Annotated in this window: 21 protein-coding genes and 1 tRNA gene; 7 read left to right on the top strand and 15 right to left on the bottom strand. The window is 65.2% G+C overall.

All coding sequences use genetic code 11. The features are described from left to right. Positions 1-267: 267 nt before the first annotated feature. The 3 genes from AB3147_RS07935 to AB3147_RS07925 form a co-directional block, all read right to left on the bottom strand. Positions 268-612 (bottom strand): hypothetical protein, encoded by a 345-nt coding sequence (locus tag AB3147_RS07935; RefSeq protein WP_175124648.1) that lies wholly within the window; start codon positions 610-612, stop codon positions 268-270. 225 nt (positions 613-837) lie between these two features. Beyond that, positions 838-914 (bottom strand) — tRNA-Met (locus tag AB3147_RS07930). A 20-nt stretch (positions 915-934) separates the two neighbouring features. Next, positions 935-1,327 (bottom strand): hypothetical protein, encoded by a 393-nt coding sequence (locus tag AB3147_RS07925; protein WP_438860968.1) that lies wholly within the window; start codon positions 1,325-1,327, stop codon positions 935-937. Positions 1,328-1,484: 157 nt separating this feature from the next. Between AB3147_RS07925 and AB3147_RS07920 the strand changes: the two genes are divergently transcribed. Next, positions 1,485-2,924, top strand: a complete 1,440-nt coding sequence (locus AB3147_RS07920) for an aminotransferase-like domain-containing protein (RefSeq protein ID WP_218345105.1) — start codon at positions 1,485-1,487, stop codon at positions 2,922-2,924. Further along, a complete protein-coding gene (locus tag AB3147_RS07915) occupies positions 2,921-3,484 on the top strand; it encodes a DedA family protein (RefSeq protein WP_175138786.1) in 564 nt (187 codons plus the stop codon). Before AB3147_RS07920 ends, AB3147_RS07915 begins: the two co-directional genes overlap by 4 nt. 12 nt (positions 3,485-3,496) lie before the next feature. Here the strand turns inward: AB3147_RS07915 and AB3147_RS07910 are convergent, their stop codons facing one another. Both AB3147_RS07910 and AB3147_RS07905 read right to left on the bottom strand, forming a co-directional pair. After that, complete coding sequence (locus tag AB3147_RS07910) at positions 3,497-3,727, bottom strand: hypothetical protein (protein WP_367351691.1); 231 nt, start codon at positions 3,725-3,727, stop codon at positions 3,497-3,499. A 226-nt stretch (positions 3,728-3,953) separates the two neighbouring features. After that, positions 3,954-4,199 carry a hypothetical protein gene (locus tag AB3147_RS07905; protein WP_056567399.1) on the bottom strand — a complete coding sequence of 82 codons (246 nt, stop codon included), beginning with the start codon at positions 4,197-4,199 and terminating at the stop codon, positions 3,954-3,956. A gap of 205 nt (positions 4,200-4,404) precedes the next feature. Between AB3147_RS07905 and AB3147_RS07900 the strand changes: the two genes are divergently transcribed. The 5 genes from AB3147_RS07900 (at position 4,405) to AB3147_RS07880 (ending at position 8,054) form a co-directional block, all read left to right on the top strand. Beyond that, complete coding sequence (locus tag AB3147_RS07900; protein ID WP_175124654.1) at positions 4,405-5,010, top strand: hypothetical protein; 606 nt, start codon at positions 4,405-4,407, stop codon at positions 5,008-5,010. A 79-nt stretch (positions 5,011-5,089) separates the two neighbouring features. Further along, on the top strand, positions 5,090-5,548 hold the full coding sequence (locus tag AB3147_RS07895) for an Lrp/AsnC family transcriptional regulator (RefSeq protein ID WP_175124655.1): 459 nt from the start codon (positions 5,090-5,092) through the stop codon (positions 5,546-5,548). Between the two features lie 82 nt (positions 5,549-5,630). Beyond that, the gene (locus AB3147_RS07890; RefSeq protein WP_175124656.1) at positions 5,631-5,939 is read left to right on the top strand and encodes a hypothetical protein; all 309 of its coding nucleotides are present in this window, start codon (positions 5,631-5,633) and stop codon (positions 5,937-5,939) included. A gap of 18 nt (positions 5,940-5,957) precedes the next feature. Then, entirely contained in the window at positions 5,958-6,938 is a 981-nt protein-coding gene (pdxA, locus tag AB3147_RS07885) for a 4-hydroxythreonine-4-phosphate dehydrogenase PdxA (RefSeq protein ID WP_367351690.1), read from the top strand. Positions 6,939-7,076: 138 nt separating this feature from the next. Continuing rightward, complete coding sequence (locus tag AB3147_RS07880; protein WP_175184354.1) at positions 7,077-8,054, top strand: bile acid:sodium symporter family protein; 978 nt, start codon at positions 7,077-7,079, stop codon at positions 8,052-8,054. 63 nt (positions 8,055-8,117) lie between these two features. Here AB3147_RS07880 and AB3147_RS07875 read toward each other — a convergent pair whose 3' ends face one another. From AB3147_RS07875 to AB3147_RS07830, 10 genes are all read right to left on the bottom strand, one after another. Next, a complete protein-coding gene (locus AB3147_RS07875) occupies positions 8,118-9,500 on the bottom strand; it encodes a replicative DNA helicase (protein ID WP_056322477.1) in 1,383 nt (460 codons plus the stop codon). Next, positions 9,497-10,336, bottom strand: coding sequence for an RIO1 family regulatory kinase/ATPase domain-containing protein (locus AB3147_RS07870; protein ID WP_367351689.1), 840 nt, complete (start codon positions 10,334-10,336; stop codon positions 9,497-9,499). The genes AB3147_RS07875 and AB3147_RS07870 overlap by 4 nt, the downstream gene beginning before the upstream one ends. A gap of 131 nt (positions 10,337-10,467) precedes the next feature. Next, positions 10,468-10,923, bottom strand: a complete 456-nt coding sequence (rplI, locus tag AB3147_RS07865; protein ID WP_175124660.1) for a 50S ribosomal protein L9 — start codon at positions 10,921-10,923, stop codon at positions 10,468-10,470. Positions 10,924-10,937: 14 nt separating this feature from the next. Then, positions 10,938-11,210 (bottom strand): 30S ribosomal protein S18, encoded by a 273-nt coding sequence (gene rpsR / locus AB3147_RS07860; RefSeq protein WP_006218308.1) that lies wholly within the window; start codon positions 11,208-11,210, stop codon positions 10,938-10,940. 99 nt (positions 11,211-11,309) lie between these two features. Next, positions 11,310-11,633 (bottom strand): primosomal replication protein N, encoded by a 324-nt coding sequence (priB, locus tag AB3147_RS07855; protein ID WP_175124661.1) that lies wholly within the window; start codon positions 11,631-11,633, stop codon positions 11,310-11,312. A 50-nt stretch (positions 11,634-11,683) separates the two neighbouring features. Next, positions 11,684-12,058 (bottom strand): 30S ribosomal protein S6, encoded by a 375-nt coding sequence (gene rpsF / locus AB3147_RS07850; protein WP_056322467.1) that lies wholly within the window; start codon positions 12,056-12,058, stop codon positions 11,684-11,686. 186 nt (positions 12,059-12,244) lie between these two features. Continuing rightward, entirely contained in the window at positions 12,245-13,168 is a 924-nt protein-coding gene (locus AB3147_RS07845) for a DUF817 domain-containing protein (RefSeq protein WP_367351688.1), read from the bottom strand. Between the two features lie 6 nt (positions 13,169-13,174). Beyond that, entirely contained in the window at positions 13,175-13,972 is a 798-nt protein-coding gene (gene folE2 / locus AB3147_RS07840; protein ID WP_175124663.1) for a GTP cyclohydrolase FolE2, read from the bottom strand. Between the two features lie 210 nt (positions 13,973-14,182). Then, complete coding sequence (gene dxs / locus AB3147_RS07835) at positions 14,183-16,045, bottom strand: 1-deoxy-D-xylulose-5-phosphate synthase (protein WP_175138795.1); 1,863 nt, start codon at positions 16,043-16,045, stop codon at positions 14,183-14,185. A gap of 54 nt (positions 16,046-16,099) precedes the next feature. Continuing rightward, the gene (locus AB3147_RS07830; RefSeq protein WP_175138796.1) at positions 16,100-17,011 is read right to left on the bottom strand and encodes a polyprenyl synthetase family protein; all 912 of its coding nucleotides are present in this window, start codon (positions 17,009-17,011) and stop codon (positions 16,100-16,102) included. Positions 17,012-17,016: the final 5 nt, after the last annotated feature.

The following is a 17,016-nucleotide window of genomic DNA, read 5'->3' as shown; positions in this document are numbered from 1 at the left end:
GGCGGAGAGCATGCGGGAGAAGTCGGAAGGAAAAGGGACGAAAGGACGGCGCAGCCACGGGACGCAGATTGTCTCACGGCGTCAGGGCGCTTCCCGCGAGCGCGCGTCGCATCTGCGCGTTCCCTTGTCCCGAAAGGCTCGCAGCGGCCATTTCTTGACCGCAGGCGCCAAGCCTATGTTTTTGCTGGAAAAATTTGATATACGCAGCAGCTATCCCAAGGGTTTTCCACAATCCCTGTGGGTAACTGCCGCGTTCTGGGGATGACGTCAGGCGCGTTCGGCCGCATGCATGGGGCCGGACCAGGGCTCGGCATCGAGCTGGAAACGCAGTTCCTGATATTCGCCGTCGACCGCGACGCTGCGCAGCAGGCCGGCATCTAGCGCCTGACCCAGCGCGCGGCGGCACAGGGTTTCGGGATCGTCCGGCAGCGACTGGAACACGCCGTCGGGGATGCGCAGCCTCAGCAAGGCAGAGGGATCGCCGCGGTCGGCCGGACGGCCGATATGGATGTGGGCGGGATACCCGTGCGGGCACCAGATGCCCACGTGGTACTTGCCCTCAGCGCCCGTATCAGCAACGTAGCCGGGATGATCGTATTTTGCGGTTCCCATGGACACTCCTTCTGTGCGGCAATGTAGCGCGCGTGGCCCATGGTAGCGCAGGGTTGCGGCCGTGTGCGGCCGCGGACACCCGGGAAACTCCGGACGCGAACCGGGCATGACCCAGCGCAATCGCCAGGCGAAAAAAAAGCCGCGACAATGTCGCGGCCTTTTTTACTGCGGTCTTGCAGGGTGCATTTGAAACGCGCCGCCGGGAGACCGGGTACTGCTTGAAACTGGTTGCGGGGGCAGGATTTGAACCTACGACCTTCGGGTTATGAGCCCGACGAGCTGCCAGACTGCTCCACCCCGCGTCTGATGTGTGAATCATACATCATTTTGAAATCTTGTGCAGCGCACCCACGCGAATGTTTCCGTTTTTCGACAGAAAACCGCGAAAAACATTGGCGACGTGGCGCAGGATCGTGCCAAGGCGCCCGGTGCAATTCAGGCAGATCACCTGCGCACTATCCAGCGCGGTGAGGCGCACCGCGCCGCCGTACGACACCCCGTGAACCTCGCCCGCGTTGAGCCGGGCCGGTACGACGCGATGCAGGCCGCCTGCGGCTTCCAGGCCGCTTGCCGCTTCCTCGACGCGCACGCTGCCTTCGACGCAGACAACGGCAGCGCCTGCGCGCAGGACGAAACTCCGGCTGGCGCCGGCGGGTAGATCCAGGCGAAGGCCTGGCGAGGCGGGGTCGGAATGCGGGGTCATGATGATCTCCAAAAGGACCATCACAGGCTACGCGCGCCCTGCTTTGCGCAACAGCCACAAAAATCGGCTTTCTGTACCGATGCAGAGGGTCGATTTTGTGGCTGTTATGGTGTACTTTGCCTGCATCTGTGCCTACCCACCGTCCAACCCCGGGGAGCAAGATCGGCGCATGGAACCTCAACCGCTGTACCTACGCCTGGCCAATCACTACCGGCGCGCCATCCAGACGGGCGTGCTGGCCCCCGCCCAGCGCATGCCCTCGGTCCGCACGCTGGTGCGCACCCATCATGTCAGCCTGTCCACGGCGCTGCAGGCCTGCCGCCAGCTCGAGGACGATGGCCTGATCGAGGCCCGTCCCCGCTCCGGCTACTTCGTGCTGAAACCTCGCCGCAACAGCATTCCGCCCGTGGCCGAGCCGGACATCCGCCAGACCCTGGGCGCGGCGCAGTATGTCGGCATCCACGACAGGGTTTCGGACTTCATCGCCAAATGTGAAGCGCACCCGGTCAGCGCCAACTTTGCGCTGGCCGCGGCGGTGCCCCAGGCTTATCCCATGGAGGCGCTCAAGCAGGCGATGACGCGCGCACTGCGGCAGTCGCCCGAGGTGCTGGTCAGCCCGGTACCGCCCCAGGGGCATCCTGACCTGCGCGGCGTGCTGGCCCGTCGCGCGCTGGCCAACGGCATCAACGCCACGCCGGACGACGTCATCGTCACGCATGGCTGTATCGAGGCCCTGAATCTGGCGCTGCGTGCCGTCGCCCGGCCGGGCGACACCATCGCCGTGGAATCGCCCGCCTACTTCGGTCTGCTGCAGATCCTGGAAAGCCTCGGCATGCGCGCGCTCGAGATTCCCACCAGCCCCCAGCACGGGCTGTCGATCGAAGCGCTGGACCTGGCCTTCCAGACGCACGGCAATATCCGCGCCGTCGTCGTCGTGCCGAACTTCCAGAATCCGCTCGGTTGCGTTATGCCCGACGCGCACAAGGCGCGGCTGGTGGCGCTGTGCGAGCGCCAGCAGGTGCCGCTCATTGAAGACGACACATACGGCGCACTGACCGACGACGACACCCCGCTGGCCGCGGCGAAATCCTGGGACGCCACGGGCAACGTCATCTATTGTTCGTCGATGCACAAGACGCTGGCCCCCGGCATGCGGCTGGGCTGGCTGCTGGGCGGCCGGTGGAAAGCCCGGATCGCCATGCTGAAGTTCGCGCAAAGCCGGCCCAACGAACCGCTGGCGCAGATCGCCGTGGCGGAGTACATGGGCTCGCGCGCCTACGATCGCCATCTGGCCCGGCTGCGGCGAGAACTGAAGACGCAGCGCGACCTGACCGCCGAGGCCATCGCCGCGCATTTTCCGCGGGGCACGCGGCTGAGCGTGCCGCAAGGCGGGATGCTGCTCTGGGTGGAAATGCCCGAGGGCGTGTCGGGCATGGACGTCTTCGAGGCTGGGCTGCGGCAAGGGATACGCGTGGCGCCCGGCGCGATGTTCTCCAATGGCGCCCGCTACAACCACTTCCTGCGCATCAGTTGCGGACAACGCATCACGCCGGAGATCTCGCACGCACTGGTGACGCTCGCGCGCATCGTGGAAGAAAGGACAGCATGAACGCGGAACTGCATCAATTCATCGCGGACTATGGCCTGTGGGCCGTGCTGGGTGGGACCTTCCTGGAAGGCGAAAGCGTGGTGGTGTTTGCGGGATTCCTGGCGCACCAGGGATTGTTCCATCTGCCCTACGTCATGCTCTGCGCGTTCGCCGGCTCGTTCATGGCGGATCAACTGCTGTTCCTGCTGGGCCGCCGCTACCGCGACCATCGCTACGTGCAGCGCATCCGCGCCAAGCCGGCGTTCGGCAAGGCGCTGGCGGCCATCGACCGATATCCCAACGGATTCATACTGGCGCTGCGCTTCCTGTATGGGTTGCGTACGGTGGGGCCGGTTGCCGTGGGCGTGTCCAAGGTGCCGGCCCTGCGCTACCTGGTGCTGAACGCCATCGCCGCCATGATCTGGGCGCTCTGCTTCAGCCTGCTGGGATTCGTGTTCGGCCGGACCATCGAAGCGCTGCTGGGACGCCTGCACGGCGTGGAAACCAAGCTGGCCGTGGCAGTAGCGCTCGGCGTGCTGGTGTGGCTGGCCTATCAGGTCTACGCACGCCGCCGCAAATAGCGGCGGGCGCGTTCAGAACACCAGTTTGCCGTTTGCGCGCTGCACATGGCGGCGGCGCGCGTTGCGGTACAGCATGCCGATGATGGGCAGCTTTGCAAGGCGGCGCAGGATCGGGTGACGCTGGTCGAAGTCGTGCCAGGCCTTGAAGCCATGGCCCATGCGCTCCCAGCTCTCCCTCGCCTCGGGGGAAAGCTTGCCGGGGTCAAATGCCGCCAGCTTTGCCGCTTCCGAAATGCGCGCCACGAGCGCGCGGTTCCGGCCTTCCAATGAATACTGATTCCGCATGGGGCCGCATATTACCCGGGCTTGGCCCGCCGTGGCGGCGCGCCGGTTGCGCGTTGCTTCGGCGCAATGGCGCCGCTTTTGACCGCCTCGCGCAAGCCGTTGTAATTGAAGGAGTTTGTGAATCTATGCCCGCGCTATCCCAAGGCTTGTCCACAGAACCTGTGGGTAACTGCCGCCGGGCGCATCACTTCAGGGCGGTCAGGACCATGTCACGCACGCTTTCGAAACCCGCGACGTATTGCGGATTCTCGGAACGCGCCAGCAGGCCGGAGTAATTCTGCTCCAGTTGCGCCTCGATGGCCTCGCGCAGGCCCGGCGAATTCTTCGCCAGATGCAGCATCGAGAGCAGCGTGGTATTGAGCGCGTCGATGCGCCCACCCTGATGCGAGATGGTGTGCACGACAACGGCGATCTGTTCCTGGATGTCCATGATGTAAGCCTCCTGGCGATGAAATCTGGCGCGAATCCTAGCATGGTGGCCGGGCGCGCCAGGGCTGACAGCAAGCGGCGCGCCTTCCCTGCCGCGGCTAGGCAAGCACCGGACGCGGCGCTAGCATGAAGCGTAGCCGCAAGAGGCACCGCGGCGCACGCCGCCGGCGCTGTCTCCGGGCGCCCGGCTCAACCGGAGCGCGCACATGAAAACGATCCAGAACTATGTCCCGCCAAGCGCCCAGTCGCTGCAACGGCTGCAAGACAGGCTGGGCTATCCCGACAGCAGAATGGCCGAGCTGGCCGGACTGGACGCCTCGACACCCTGGCCCAGTTATGTGGGCGGGCCGGAACCTCGCACGCTGGGCCGGCAGCGGCTGTTCTACATGATGGCCCGTCTGACGCTGGAAGAACCGGAATGGCAACGCGTGCTGGCCGCCATGCGTGAGGCCGGCGCGCATTTCGATTGCCAGGATCCGCACGGTGATGGCGCGGCGCCGCCGCCCGAACCGATGGCGGACGAAGAGCGCAAGTTCGGCATGCTGCTGGTCAGCCGCAACGGCTCGTTCCACGAAATGGAGCAACTGCGCGAGTTCGCCCATTTTGCGCACGAATCGGACGTCAGCCGCTTCGTGCACAGCGCGTTCTATGACAGCGACATCGACCTGTGCCGTTTCAGCTTTGCGGACCACGACGGCCTGGACGCCGCCAGCCGGGACCGCATCTTCGATGCCGCGCACAAGACCATCACGCGCTTCGAGTTCGACGGCCGCATCTATCACGGCGGCATTCCGCCCGAGTCCGACGGCTAGCGGCAACGCATTGACGCGGGCAGGCAGGCGCCTGTACCGTCGCCACTTCGCCTTCCCGCTCAACGCCATCGCTCATCGCATGAACGAACGACTTGACGCCATCGACCGGCAACTGCTGAGCCTTCTGCAGGCCAATGCGCGCGAACCCGCCGCCATCCTCGCGCGCAAGCTTGGGCTGGCGCGCACCACCGTGGTGGCGCGCATCGCGCGGCTGGAACGTGAAAGCATCGTTTCCGGCTACGGCGTGCGCCTGGGCCGGCTGCTCGAAGAGGCGGCGGTGCGCGCCTATTGCTTCATCAGCGTGCTGCCCAAGACGCCGGCCGCTGTGATCCGTGAACTGGAGCGGATGCCGGAGGTCGAGGAAGTGTCTTCGGTCAGCGGACCCTACGACTACCTCATCTTCCTGCGCTGCGAGACCCACGAACAACTGGACGCGCTGCTGGACCGTATCGGACTCATCGACGGCGTGAAGCAGACGCAGACCTCGATCGTGCTCAGTCGCAAGGTTGATCGGCGCAGCGCGGTTGCCGCTCCCTGAGCCGCCTCGCGCCCCTCGCGCGTCTTTCCGGCGGGCGCCACATGGTGGTGTAATGGGGCCTGTCGCGAATCCTGGATTTTTCATGCTTGCTCGCCTTGCCCCTGCCGCCGCCCTCCTCGTCCTGTTGACCGCGTGTTCCAGCATGAGCGAGGTCACGTCCGTCAACAAGGACCAATACAGCGTCACGTATAGCTCCGGCACGCAATTGCTGAGCTGGGTCGAGATCAAGAACCAGGCATTGCAGCGTGCCGACCAGCACTGCCAGTCGCTTGGCCGCAAGCTGGTCAAGCCCAGCGTGACGTCCAACCACGCCACCGGGCTGGGTTCCAAGCGCGCCACGGTCACGTTCGAATGCGCGCCTATCGATCCTCCCAAGAGCACCGCTCAGTAAGCGCCCACGGCCACCATTGTGAACACTCTCCTGCCTGTGGGCATCACCATGGGCGATGCCGCCGGCATCGGTCCCGAAATCGTCGTCAAAGCCTGTGCGCAGGGATTGGGCGCGCCCTGTGTGGTGTATGGCGATGCTGGCGCGCTGCGCCGCGCGGCGACGCAATTGGGCGCCCGCCTGGATATCACCGAGATCGCGGACATCAGCCAGGCCCGGCCGGTCGCGGCTGGTATCCAGGTGGTGGCTTGCAGCCCCATCCTGCCCGCGGACCTGCCGCTGGGTAAGGTCAGCGCCCTGGCGGGCCGCGGCGCCTACGATTATGTGTGCGCGGCCATCGACGACGCGCTTGCCGGACACATCCGCGCCATCGTGACCGCCCCGTTGAACAAGAAGTCCATGCACGAGGCCGGCATCGACTATCCGGGCCACACCGAAATCCTGGCGGACCGCTCCGGCACGCAGGACTTTGCGATGATGCTGGCCAACAATGAGCTGCGCGTGCTGCTCGTGACCATCCACGTCGCATTGGCCGACGTCATGGCGCGCATCACGCCGCAGGCCGAATTGACCGCGATGCGGCTTGCGGATCGCGCCTGCCGCCAGATGGGCATCGCGCAGCCGCGCGTTGCCGTCGCGGGTCTGAATCCGCATGCGGGCGAAGGCGGCAAGTTCGGCCGCGAAGACATGGACATCATCGAACCGGCCATCGCTGCCGCCCGCGCGGAAGGCATCGATGCCAGCGGCCCCTGGCCGGGCGATACCGTCTTCATGCGCGCCCGCCGCGGAGAGTTTGACATCGTGGTGGCGCAGTACCACGACCAGGGCCTCATCCCGGTGAAGTATCTGGGCCTGGACCACGGCGTGAACGTCACCGTCGGCCTGCCGTTCGTGCGCACCAGCGTGGACCACGGCACCGCATTCGACATCGCCGGCCAGGGCGTGGCCGACCACGCGTCGCTGGTGGAAGCGTTCGATCTGGCGCTGGCGATGACGCCTTGAGCGCGTAAAGATCCGCAGACTGCCTCAGCGCGCGGACGCTTGCGGCCTTCTCGCGACGGGTCCGCGACGGTGCGGGTCTACAATACGCCCCGTTTCCGGCGCCCCGCGCCGCCGCTTTTCCGTTCTTCCTCCCTTCCCATGTCCCGCCTCGTTCGACTTCTGCCCGACCGCTTCACCCTCTACCTGATCTGCACCGTCATCATCGCCAGCTTCCTGCCCGCCCATGGGCAAGGCGTGGTGGTGTTCGGCTGGATCACCAACGTGGCCGTCGGCCTGCTGTTCTTCCTGCACGGGGCGCGCCTTTCGCGCGAGGCCATCATCGCCGGCCTCACGCACTGGAAGCTGCACCTGACCATCTTCTCGGCCACGTTCCTGATGTTCCCGCTGCTGGGGCTGGCGCTGCAGCCCGTGCTGGAGCCGCTGGTCACCCCGGAGCTTTACCTGGGCATCCTGTTCCTGTGCTGCCTGCCTGCCACCGTGCAATCGGCCATCGCGTTCACCTCCATGGCGCGCGGCAACGTGCCCGCCGCGGTGTGCAGCGCGTCGGCCTCCAGCCTGCTGGGCATCTTCCTCACGCCCCTGCTGGTCGGTACGGTCGTCGCCAACGCCGGCAGCGCGCCGATCTCGTTCGACGCCGTCGGCAAGATCATGCTGCAACTGCTCCTGCCGTTCGTGCTGGGCCAGTTCGCCCGGCGATGGATCGGCGCGTGGGTGCACAAGCGCAAGGCCATGCTGAAGTTCGTGGACCAGGGCTCGATCCTGCTGGTGGTCTACACGGCGTTCTCCGAGGCCATCAATGAAGGCCTGTGGAGCAGCACCCCGATTCCCGCGCTGGTCGGCCTGGTCGTGAGCTGCGGCGTGATCCTGGCGCTGGCGCTGGGCCTGTCCGCACTGGCCGGCCGCATCTTCGGCTTCAGCATCGAAGACCGCATCACGCTGCTCTTCTGCGGCTCGAAGAAAAGCCTGGCCAGCGGTATTCCGATGGCCCAGGTGCTGTTCGCCGGTCACGCCGTGGGTGCTGTGGTGCTGCCGCTGATGCTGTTCCACCAGATCCAGCTCATGGTCTGCGGCGTACTGGCGGCGCGCTACGGCAAGCGCCCCGACGCCACGCACTGATCGCCGTCTCGTAAAAAAACCGCGCTGCTGCGCGGTTTTTTTTTGATGTGGCGATGTGCGGAATCAGTACATGTCCCGCGGCTGCGCGCCGGAGAAGTTCAAAAAGCGCGTGCTGGAACCCTGGAACGTCAGGCGCACCGTGCCGATCGGGCCGTTACGCTGCTTGCCGATGATGATCTCGGCCGTGCCCTTGTCCGGCGAATCGGGGTTGTAGACCTCGTCGCGGTAAATGAACAGGATCACGTCCGCGTCCTGTTCGATTGCGCCGGATTCGCGCAGGTCGCTCATGACGGGGCGCTTGTTGGGACGCTGTTCCAGGCTTCGGTTGAGCTGCGACAGTGCGATCAGCGGGCAATTCAGTTCTTTGGCCAGACCCTTGAGCGAGCGGCTGATTTCCGACACTTCGGTGGCCCGGTTTTCGCCGGAACCGTTGCCGGACATGAGCTGCAGGTAGTCGATGATGATGAGGCCAAGCTGGCCGCACTGGCGCGCCAGACGACGCGCGCGGGCGCGCACTTCCATGGGACTGAGCGCCGGCGACTCGTCGATGTAGACCTGCGCATCCTGCATGAGCTGCACGGCGTGCGTGACGCGCGGCCAGTCTTCGGCGATCAGCTTGCCCGTACGCATGCGGTGCTGGTCCAGGAGTCCCACGGAACCCAGCATACGCATGGCGAGCTGCACCGCGCCCATTTCCATGGAGAACACCGCCACGGGCAGGCCCTCTTCGATGGCGACGTGCTCTCCGATGTTCATGGAGAACGACGTCTTGCCCATGGACGGGCGGCCGGCCACGATGATCAGGTCGCCACCCTGCATGCCCGACGTCATCTTGTCCAGATCGGTGAAGCCCGTGGGCACGCCCGTCACGTCGGACGTGCTCTCGCGGTGGTAGAGCTCGTCAATGCGCTCGACGACCTGCGTCAGAAGCGGTTGGATCTCCTGGAAGCCGGCCGCGCCGCGCGCGCCTTCCTGGGCGATCTTGAACACCTTGGATTCGGCCTCGTCCAGCAGTTGCCGCGCTTCCTTGCCCTGCGGGTTCATGGCGGCCGACGAGATTTCGTCCGCGATCGACACCAGCTTGCGCAGCATCGCGCGCTCGCGCACGATCTCGCCGTACCGGCGGATGTTGGCGGCCGACGGCGTGTTGTGCGCCAGGGCATTCAGGTAAGCCAGCCCGCCGGACTCTTCGGCCTTGCCCGCGCTGACGAGGGACTCGTGCACGGTGATGACGTCGGCCGGGCGCGCCAGACCAATCAGGCGCGCAATGTGGTGCCAGATCAGCCGGTGGTCGTGACGGTAGAAGTCTTCTTCGAGAAGGACATCCGCGATACGGTCCCAGGCAGCGTTGTCCAGCAGCAGTCCGCCCAGGACCGACTGCTCCGCCTCGATGGAATGCGGGGGGACGCGCAGGTACTCGAGCTGGGAATCGGCGGGTGTGTTCATGGCTTCAATAGTAACGGCTGCAGGATATCCGCGACGCGGAAAAACCCTTGGATGTCGCGCGAGGGGAATCGGGCAAGGATGGGGCGCAGCGGCATGGCGATGCCGCACAGCGCGCGCGCCAGGCGCTTCAAGCGGGCCCTGACCTCGGGGTCGGGATTGCAGTCCAGGTAGACATCGAGCGCCAGCTTGCCCAGCGTGCGCGCATCTGCATCGCCCAACTTGCGCAGCGACACCAGCGAGGCCAGCATCTGGAACAGGTCATAGGCCTGCGCCAGCGGCCGCGACAGCGTCGCGCCGATGTTTTCCTCGAAGTCGATGCGCCAGATCTCGCCATCGCGCAGCGTAACGTTGCGGATCTGCGCCCCGCCATGCCACATGCCGCGGGCATGGAAAGCGGCCAGATCGGCCGCCGCGGCGCGCGCGAGCCACATGCGCGAGGTGGAGTCTTCGTTGCGGATGAGGTCCGCCAGGTCTTCGCCCACGAACTCCAGCACCAGCAGGTTCTGCTCCCGCCACCACACCTCGGGGACGCGCGACCCTGCTTCCAGCAACTGCGCCAGGCGCTGCCCTTCGTGGGCCAGACCGTTGCGCAACAGCACGCTGGGACGGGGAAACTCGCCCAAAAAAACCTTGCAGCCCACGGCGAGGAACAAGGCGCGCACGTAGCGCAGCACATAGCTCACGCTCTGCAGGATGCCGGGCCGGCGCCGCTTGATGATGCAGCGCACGCCATCTATCGTCACATCCCGCACCGAAGGTTCACGCGACGCATCCACGCTGTCGAGCCAGGCTCGCAGGCCGGGCGGCGCGTTGTGATGGACAGGCGGATGAGTCAAGAGGTCCTCTGGAATGACAGCGTAAAACGAGGGTGCGTCGCCGCGCACCATTCAGCACGACATCGGCACATGGCTGAAAAAAGAAAAAAAGCCGGCACGCGGGCCGGCTTCTTTTTACCGCGACTGCCGGATCAGGACAGTTCGCCTTCGACCAGAACCGTGATGTCGACCACGACGTCGGCGTGCAGGGCGACCTGGACCGGGTACTCGCCGATGGCCTTCAGTTGGCCATTGGGCAGACGCACTTGGGCCTTTTCGACGGCTTCGAACGAAGCCTTCTTCAGACCTTCGGCGATGTCGGCGTTGGTGACCGAACCGAACAGACGACCGTCAACGCCGGCCTTCTGAACGATCTTGAGCTGGTAGCCGTTCAGGCGCTCGCCCAGGGCTTGGGAAGCGGCCAGCTTTTCAGCCTGGACCTTTTCCAGCTCGGCGCGGCGGGCTTCGAATTCCTTCAGGGCGGCGTCGGTTGCGCGACGGGCCTTCTTCTGGGGAATCAGGAAGTTGCGGGCGTAGCCATCACGCACACGCACGACTTCACCCAGGTTGCCCAGGTTGACGACTTTTTCGAGCAGAATAACTTGCATTTCAGTGCCCCGGATTAGTTGTGGTTGTCGGTGTAAGGCAACAGAGCCAGGAAGCGCGCGCGCTTGATGGCGGTGTCCAGCTGGCGCTGGTAGATTGCCTTGGTGCCGGTCAGGCGAGCCGGGATGATCTTGCCGTTTTCTTGCACGAAGTCGCGCAGGGTGTCCAGATCCTTGTAGTCGATCTCTTCGACGCCGGCTGCGGTGAAGCGGCAGAACTTACGACGCTTGAAGAGCGGGTTCTGCTGCGTGAATTTGCGTTTTTCTTTGCGTTTTCCGAAGAAAGCCATGATATGTGCCTTTATGTTTGAGGGGACGGGGTCAATGCCCACTTCCCCATAACCTATCCGAATTCAGAAGGCGCTCTCGCACCCTGTGTCTCATTGCCTTCAGGCCACCTGCGGATCGCGTCCAGCGCTTCCGCTGATCTTGCGCGCCTGCTGCAGATGCAGCTTGATCTTCACCGAGTCCTTGCGGGCGGGAGCCAAAAACCCCTGCACCAGCAATTCAGACCCTAAAGCGGTGTTTCTCAAGAGCAGCGCCAGATCTCCCAGTGCCACGGCGGAAATCGTCAGTTCGACACGGCGCGGGTGGCCGGCTTCGATGACTTCCGACTCGTGCGCCAGCAGCATTTCCAGCGCTGGCAAACCGGCGGGTGTGTGGCGCAAAGGCTCGCATTCGAGAACGCGGGCGCTGAGTTCCAGCTTGTTCATCCTGCCTGGTACCGAGGGGACTTGATGCAATGAGCTCTGCGTGAGCCTGCTTACTCGGCCTGAGCCGGAGCAGCTTCCGCCGAAGCCTTGCGGGCTTCTTCGCGCTCGACCGACTTCATCATGATCGACGGGGTGGTCTGGGCCTTCTTGGTCTTGATGACCAGGTGGCGCAGCACGGCGTCGTTGTAGCGGAACGAGTGTTCCAGCTCATCCAGCGTGGCTTGGCCGCACTCGATGTTCAGGCAGACGTAGTGAGCCTTGACGAGCTTCTGGATCGGGTAGGCCAGTTGACGGCGGCCCCAGTCTTCCAGGCGATGGATCGAGCCGCCTTGGCCCGTGACCAGCGCTTGGTAACGCTCGACCATGGCGGGCACTTGCTCGCTTTGGTCGGGGTGAACAATAAACACTACTTCGTAGTGACGCATGAGTAAAACTCCTTGAGGATGTCTTGCTGGCCAAACGTCTTGCACCCGCGCTTTCCATCATGGGTGGATCAACATCGTTGACGTTTCGCCGCAAGGGGCAGCCCGCTACCCAAAAACCATGGGTGGTCGAGCAAGAAAGCTCTCGATTATCACCGATTGGGCGGTCGCTTGCAAGCCGGCGTAGGCTTAAGAAATAAGGGACGCGTTTCGGGCAGGTTCCTGCCCGCCAGTTGCAGGCAGGTCGGCGGCGGTGATCGCCCGCGGCCGGTTGACGGCACTGACCATGACGTAGCTGATGATCATGAGCAGGAACCAGGATCCCAGCTTGGCGATGGAAACGGCCTGCCAGACCTGCGTCTGGTTGGGATAGCGCCACGCATTGGCGAAGGTGCCGATGTTTTCGGCAAACCAGATAAAAAGCGCCACCAGCACGAAGCCCAGCAGCAGCGGCATGCGCCGGTAGACCTGCCAGATCCGGAAATACACCCACGTGCGCGCGAACAGGACGGCGGTCATGGCGAACAGCGCCCATCGGAAGTCCATCACGTAATGGTGCGCGAAAAAGTTCACGTAGATCAGCACCGACAATACGGCGGTCGCGGCCAGCGGCGGATGCGCACGAAAGCGGAAATCGAAGAGCCGCCACACGCGTGCCAGGTAGCTGCCCACCGCGGCGTACATGAAGCCCGTGAAAAGCGGCACACCGCCGATGCGCAGCACGCTGGCCTCGGGATAGATCCACGAGCCGGCGGCGGTCTTGAAGATTTCCATGCAGGTGCCGACCACATGGAACATCAGGATCACGCGCGCTTCGCTCCAGGTTTCCATGCGCAGCGCGAGCAGCGCGGCCTGGATGCCGAGCGCGGCGAGCGTCAGGAAGTCGTAGCGCGCCAGCGCGGCATCCTTGGGATACCACCAGTGCGTGCCCAGCAGCAGCGCGCACATCAGGCCGCCGAACAGGCACGCCCACGCCTGCTTCACGCCGAAGCGGAAGAACTCGTAAAGCGCCACGCCAAAGCGGCCGCGGCTCGCCAGATTGCTGGCCAGCCGCGCTTCCCATTGCTGCAGATCGGCGATGAGCGGCCAGTCGCTGGCCGCCGGGTGGCGCACGGGCGTTCAGCCTTCGACGACGGCGTAGGCCGAGTGGTTGTGAATGGACTCGAAGTTTTCGGCCTCGACGCGATAGCGCGCGATGCCGGGGTGCGCGTTCAGGCGGGCCGCCACGTCGCGCACCAGGTCCTCGACGAACTTGGGATTGTCGTAGGCGCGTTCAGTGACGAACTTTTCGTCGGGGCGCTTGAGCAGGCCCCACAGTTCGCACGAGCCTTCGTCTTCAATCAGGCGGATCACGCCGTCCATCGAGATGTCTTCATTCAGGATGGCCGACACCGTGACGTGCGAACGCTGGTTGTGCGCGCCGTATTCGGAGATGGCCTTCGAACACGGGCACAGGCTGGTGACCGGCACCTGGACCACGAGCTCGAATTCGACGCGGTCGGCCTGCGCGCGCGCGATCCACTGGACCTCGTAATCCAGCAGGCTCTGCACGCCGGAGATCGGCGCGGACTTGTTGATGAAGTACGGGAACGATGCCGTGATGTCGCCGCGTTCGGCATGCAGCAGCGGCAGCATGTCGGCTGCCATGGTGCGGAACAGCGCCGGCGTCATGGCCGTAGTGCGGTATTTTTCGAGCAGGGCCACGAAACGGGACATGTGCGTGCCCTTTTCTTCGGGCGGCAGGGCCACGGTCAGCGTCCAGCTGGCCACCGTGCCTTGCGCCGAGCCGTCGCCGCTCTGGACCAGCATGGGATGACGCACGCCGCGGATGCCAACGCGCTGGATCGGGATATGCCGCGTATCGGTGGCGCTCTGGACGTCGGGCATCACGATGGCGGGGTCGATCGGAGAATTCATTTCGGCTTACCTGTCCGGGCCGGCCCGCCATGGCGCAACGTGCTGGCCCAGTTGTCTTGAGAAGGGGCTAATTATCGCCCAGCCACGCGCAATGAGAAGGGGTAACCCCACGGCGCCCATGCGGGCGGGGCCGGAACAGTGTGTTTCATCCTTGCGTCCGAAGACGCATGTCCTCGGCCGCAAGGATCAGCCGGGATCAGGCCGGCCGGATCACTTCAACAGGTCGGCGTAGCGCGTGCGGATCGACTGCTCGATGCCCACGGCATCCAGGCCGAGCCCCACCAGCAGGGCCGATTGCTCGCCGTGGTCGATGAATTCATCCGGCAGGCCAAGCTGCAGCACCGGAATCAGCACGCCGGCGGCGCTCAGCACCTCGAGTACCGCGCTGCCTGCGCCGCCCATGATGCAGGCGTCTTCCAGGGTGACGAGCGCGTCGTGGCGGCTGGCCAGATCCAGGATCAGGTCGCGGTCGATCGGCTTGGCAAAGCGCATGTCGGCGACGGTGGCATCCAGCTTGCCGGCGGCGCCCAGCGCAGCCTGCACCAGCGTGCCAAAGCCCAGGATGGCGATCTTCTTGCCTTCGCGGCGGACGACGCCCTTGCCCAGTTCAACGGTATCGAGGCTCTGACTTTCAGCCGCGCCGCAGCCCGCGCCGCGCGGGTAACGCACCGATGCCGGACCGGGGTGCTGATAACAGGTCGACAGAAGCAGGCGGGTTTCGTTTTCGTCGGAAGGCGTGGCCACCACCATGTTCGGCACGCAGCGCAGGAAGGCGATGTCGTAATTGCCGGCGTGCGTGGCGCCGTCGGCGCCCACGATGCCGGCGCGGTCCAGCGCAAACGTGACGTCCAGGTTCTGCAGGGCGACGTCATGGATGAACTGATCGTAGCCGCGCTGCATGAAGGTGGAATAGATGGCGACGACCGGCTTCTGGCCTTCGCAGGCCACGCCCGCGGCGAACGTGACGGCATGCTGTTCGGCAATGCCCACGTCGAAATACCGCTGCGGGAAGCGCTGTTCGAATTCGACCAGGCCGCTGCCTTCGCGCATGGCGGGCGTGACGGCCACGAGGCGCGCATCCTGCTGCGCCGTGTCGCACAGCCACGTGCCGAACACCTGCGTGAAGGTGCGCTTGCCCGGCGCCTTCGATTGCTGGATGCCGACCGCCGGATCGAACTTGCCGGGACCGTGATAAAGCACGGGATCGGCTTCGGCCAGCTTGTAGCCCTGGCCCTTGCGTGTGACGACGTGCAGGAACTGCAGGCCTTCGAGGGCTTTCAGGTTCTGCAGCGTGGGAACCAGCGCGTCCAGGTCATGGCCATCGATGGGGCCAACGTAGTTGAAGCCGAACTCTTCGAACAGCGTGGCGGGCGTGACCATGCCCTTGGCGTGTTCCTCGAAACGGCGCGCCAGCTCAAGCACCGGCGGCACGTGCTGCAGCACCGCCCGCCCCACGTTCTTGGCCGTGGCGTAGAAGCGTCCGGACATCAGGCGCGCCAGATAGCGGTTCAGCGCCCCCACCGGCGGCGAGATCGACATGTCGTTGTCGTTCAGGATCACCAGCAGGTTGATGTCGGGCGTGACGCCCGCGTTGTTCATGGCCTCGAACGCCATGCCCGCGGACATGGCGCCGTCGCCGATCACGGCAATGTGCTGGCGCTGTTCGCCCGCATTGCGCGAGGCCACCGCCATGCCCAGGGCCGCGGAGATCGACGTGGACGAATGCGCGGTGCCGAAGGCGTCGTACTCGGATTCGCTGCGCTTCGGGAAGCCCGAAATGCCACCCTGCTGGCGCAGCTTGGCCATGCCGGCGCGGCGTCCCGTCAGGATCTTGTGCGGATAGGACTGATGACCCACGTCCCACACGATGCGGTCGTGCGGCGTGTCGAACACCTGGTGCAGCGCCAGCGTGAGTTCGACGGTGCCCAGGTTGGACGACAGGTGTCCGCCCGTTTTGGACACCGACTCCAGCACAAAGCCGCGCAGTTCATCGGCAAGCTTTTTCAGTTCGCGGCGATCCAGGCGCTTCAGGTCAGCCGGCGATTGAATACGGTCCAGTAAATCTGTCGTCATGCTTTTATGGGGTTCGTTGGCCCGGCCTACCAAGAAGGCCGGGCTGATCTCGGATCAGCGGTCTCGAAGAACGATGAAGTCGGCAAGCTGGGCCAGACGCGCGCCGGCGTCGCCCAGCGGCGCCAGGGCGGCCAGCGCCGCCACGCGCAGTTCCTCGGCAAAGGCCCGGGCTTCGTCCAGGCCCAGCAGGGACACGTACGTAGGCTTGTTTTCGGCGGCGTCCTTGCCCGGCGTCTTGCCCAGGCTGGCGCTGTCCGCGGTGACGTCAAGAATGTCGTCGACCACCTGGAACGCCAGGCCCATGGCCTGCGCGTAGGCGTCCAGCGCCTGACGCGATGCCGAGCTGGCGCCCGCCACGATGCCGCCCAACGCCACGCTGCATGCCAGCATGGCGCCGGTCTTCATGCCGTGCATCATCTGCAGTTCATCGCGCGACAGCGAGCGGCCGACGCTGAACAGGTCGATCGCCTGCCCGCCTGCCATGCCCTGGCTGCCGGCCGAGCGGGCCAGCGACTGGGTGGCCTGGACGATCAACGCCGGGGCGATCGGCATGGACGCGATCAGTTCGAATGCCAGCGGCTGCAGCGCGTCGCCCGCCAGCATGGCGGTGGCTTCGTCGAACTGCACGTGCGTGGTGGGACGGCCACGGCGCAGCGTGTCGTCGTCCATGCAGGGCAGATCGTCGTGGATCAGCGAGTAGGCGTGGATCAGTTCGACGGCGGCGGCCGCGCGGTCCAGCGAGGCCTCGATGGCAAGCACGCTGCCGCTGACGGGGCAGGCCTGCCCGGCGGCATAGACCAGGGCGGCGCGCACGCGCTTGCCGCCGCCGAGCACGGCGTAGCGCATGGCTTCATGCAAGCGGGCAGGCGCCTGATCCGCCGGGGGCAGCAGGTCGTCGAGCACGTCTTCGACGTGGCGCGCACGGCCTTGCAACCACTCGGAAAATGCGAGTTGAGTTTGCTTCATCGGTG

Source organism: Achromobacter animicus (assembly GCF_040775605.1).
Lineage (GTDB): Bacteria > Pseudomonadota > Gammaproteobacteria > Burkholderiales > Burkholderiaceae_B > Achromobacter > Achromobacter animicus.
Note: the sequence above shows the minus strand (reverse complement) of the source record. Positions and strands in the feature narration are given on the sequence as shown.

Excerpts from the sequence above, each read along its gene's own strand:
- AB3147_RS07935 (WP_175124648.1), bottom strand. The coding sequence starts at position 612 with ATGGGAACCGCAAAATACGATCATCCCGGCTACGTTGCTGATACGGGC.
- AB3147_RS07920 (WP_218345105.1), top strand. The coding sequence starts at position 1,485 with ATGGAACCTCAACCGCTGTACCTACGCCTGGCCAATCACTACCGGCGC.
- AB3147_RS07915 (WP_175138786.1), top strand. The coding sequence starts at position 2,921 with ATGAACGCGGAACTGCATCAATTCATCGCGGACTATGGCCTGTGGGCC.
- AB3147_RS07905 (WP_056567399.1), bottom strand. The coding sequence starts at position 4,199 with ATGGACATCCAGGAACAGATCGCCGTTGTCGTGCACACCATCTCGCAT.
- AB3147_RS07900 (WP_175124654.1), top strand. The coding sequence starts at position 4,405 with ATGAAAACGATCCAGAACTATGTCCCGCCAAGCGCCCAGTCGCTGCAA.
- AB3147_RS07895 (WP_175124655.1), top strand. The coding sequence starts at position 5,090 with ATGAACGAACGACTTGACGCCATCGACCGGCAACTGCTGAGCCTTCTG.
- AB3147_RS07890 (WP_175124656.1), top strand. The coding sequence starts at position 5,631 with ATGCTTGCTCGCCTTGCCCCTGCCGCCGCCCTCCTCGTCCTGTTGACC.
- AB3147_RS07880 (WP_175184354.1), top strand. The coding sequence starts at position 7,077 with ATGTCCCGCCTCGTTCGACTTCTGCCCGACCGCTTCACCCTCTACCTG.
- AB3147_RS07875 (WP_056322477.1), bottom strand. The coding sequence starts at position 9,500 with ATGAACACACCCGCCGATTCCCAGCTCGAGTACCTGCGCGTCCCCCCG.
- rplI (WP_175124660.1), bottom strand. The coding sequence starts at position 10,923 with ATGCAAGTTATTCTGCTCGAAAAAGTCGTCAACCTGGGCAACCTGGGT.
- rpsR (WP_006218308.1), bottom strand. The coding sequence starts at position 11,210 with ATGGCTTTCTTCGGAAAACGCAAAGAAAAACGCAAATTCACGCAGCAG.
- priB (WP_175124661.1), bottom strand. The coding sequence starts at position 11,633 with ATGAACAAGCTGGAACTCAGCGCCCGCGTTCTCGAATGCGAGCCTTTG.
- rpsF (WP_056322467.1), bottom strand. The coding sequence starts at position 12,058 with ATGCGTCACTACGAAGTAGTGTTTATTGTTCACCCCGACCAAAGCGAG.
- folE2 (WP_175124663.1), bottom strand. The coding sequence starts at position 13,972 with ATGAATTCTCCGATCGACCCCGCCATCGTGATGCCCGACGTCCAGAGC.
- dxs (WP_175138795.1), bottom strand. The coding sequence starts at position 16,045 with ATGACGACAGATTTACTGGACCGTATTCAATCGCCGGCTGACCTGAAG.
- AB3147_RS07830 (WP_175138796.1), bottom strand. The coding sequence starts at position 17,011 with ATGAAGCAAACTCAACTCGCATTTTCCGAGTGGTTGCAAGGCCGTGCG.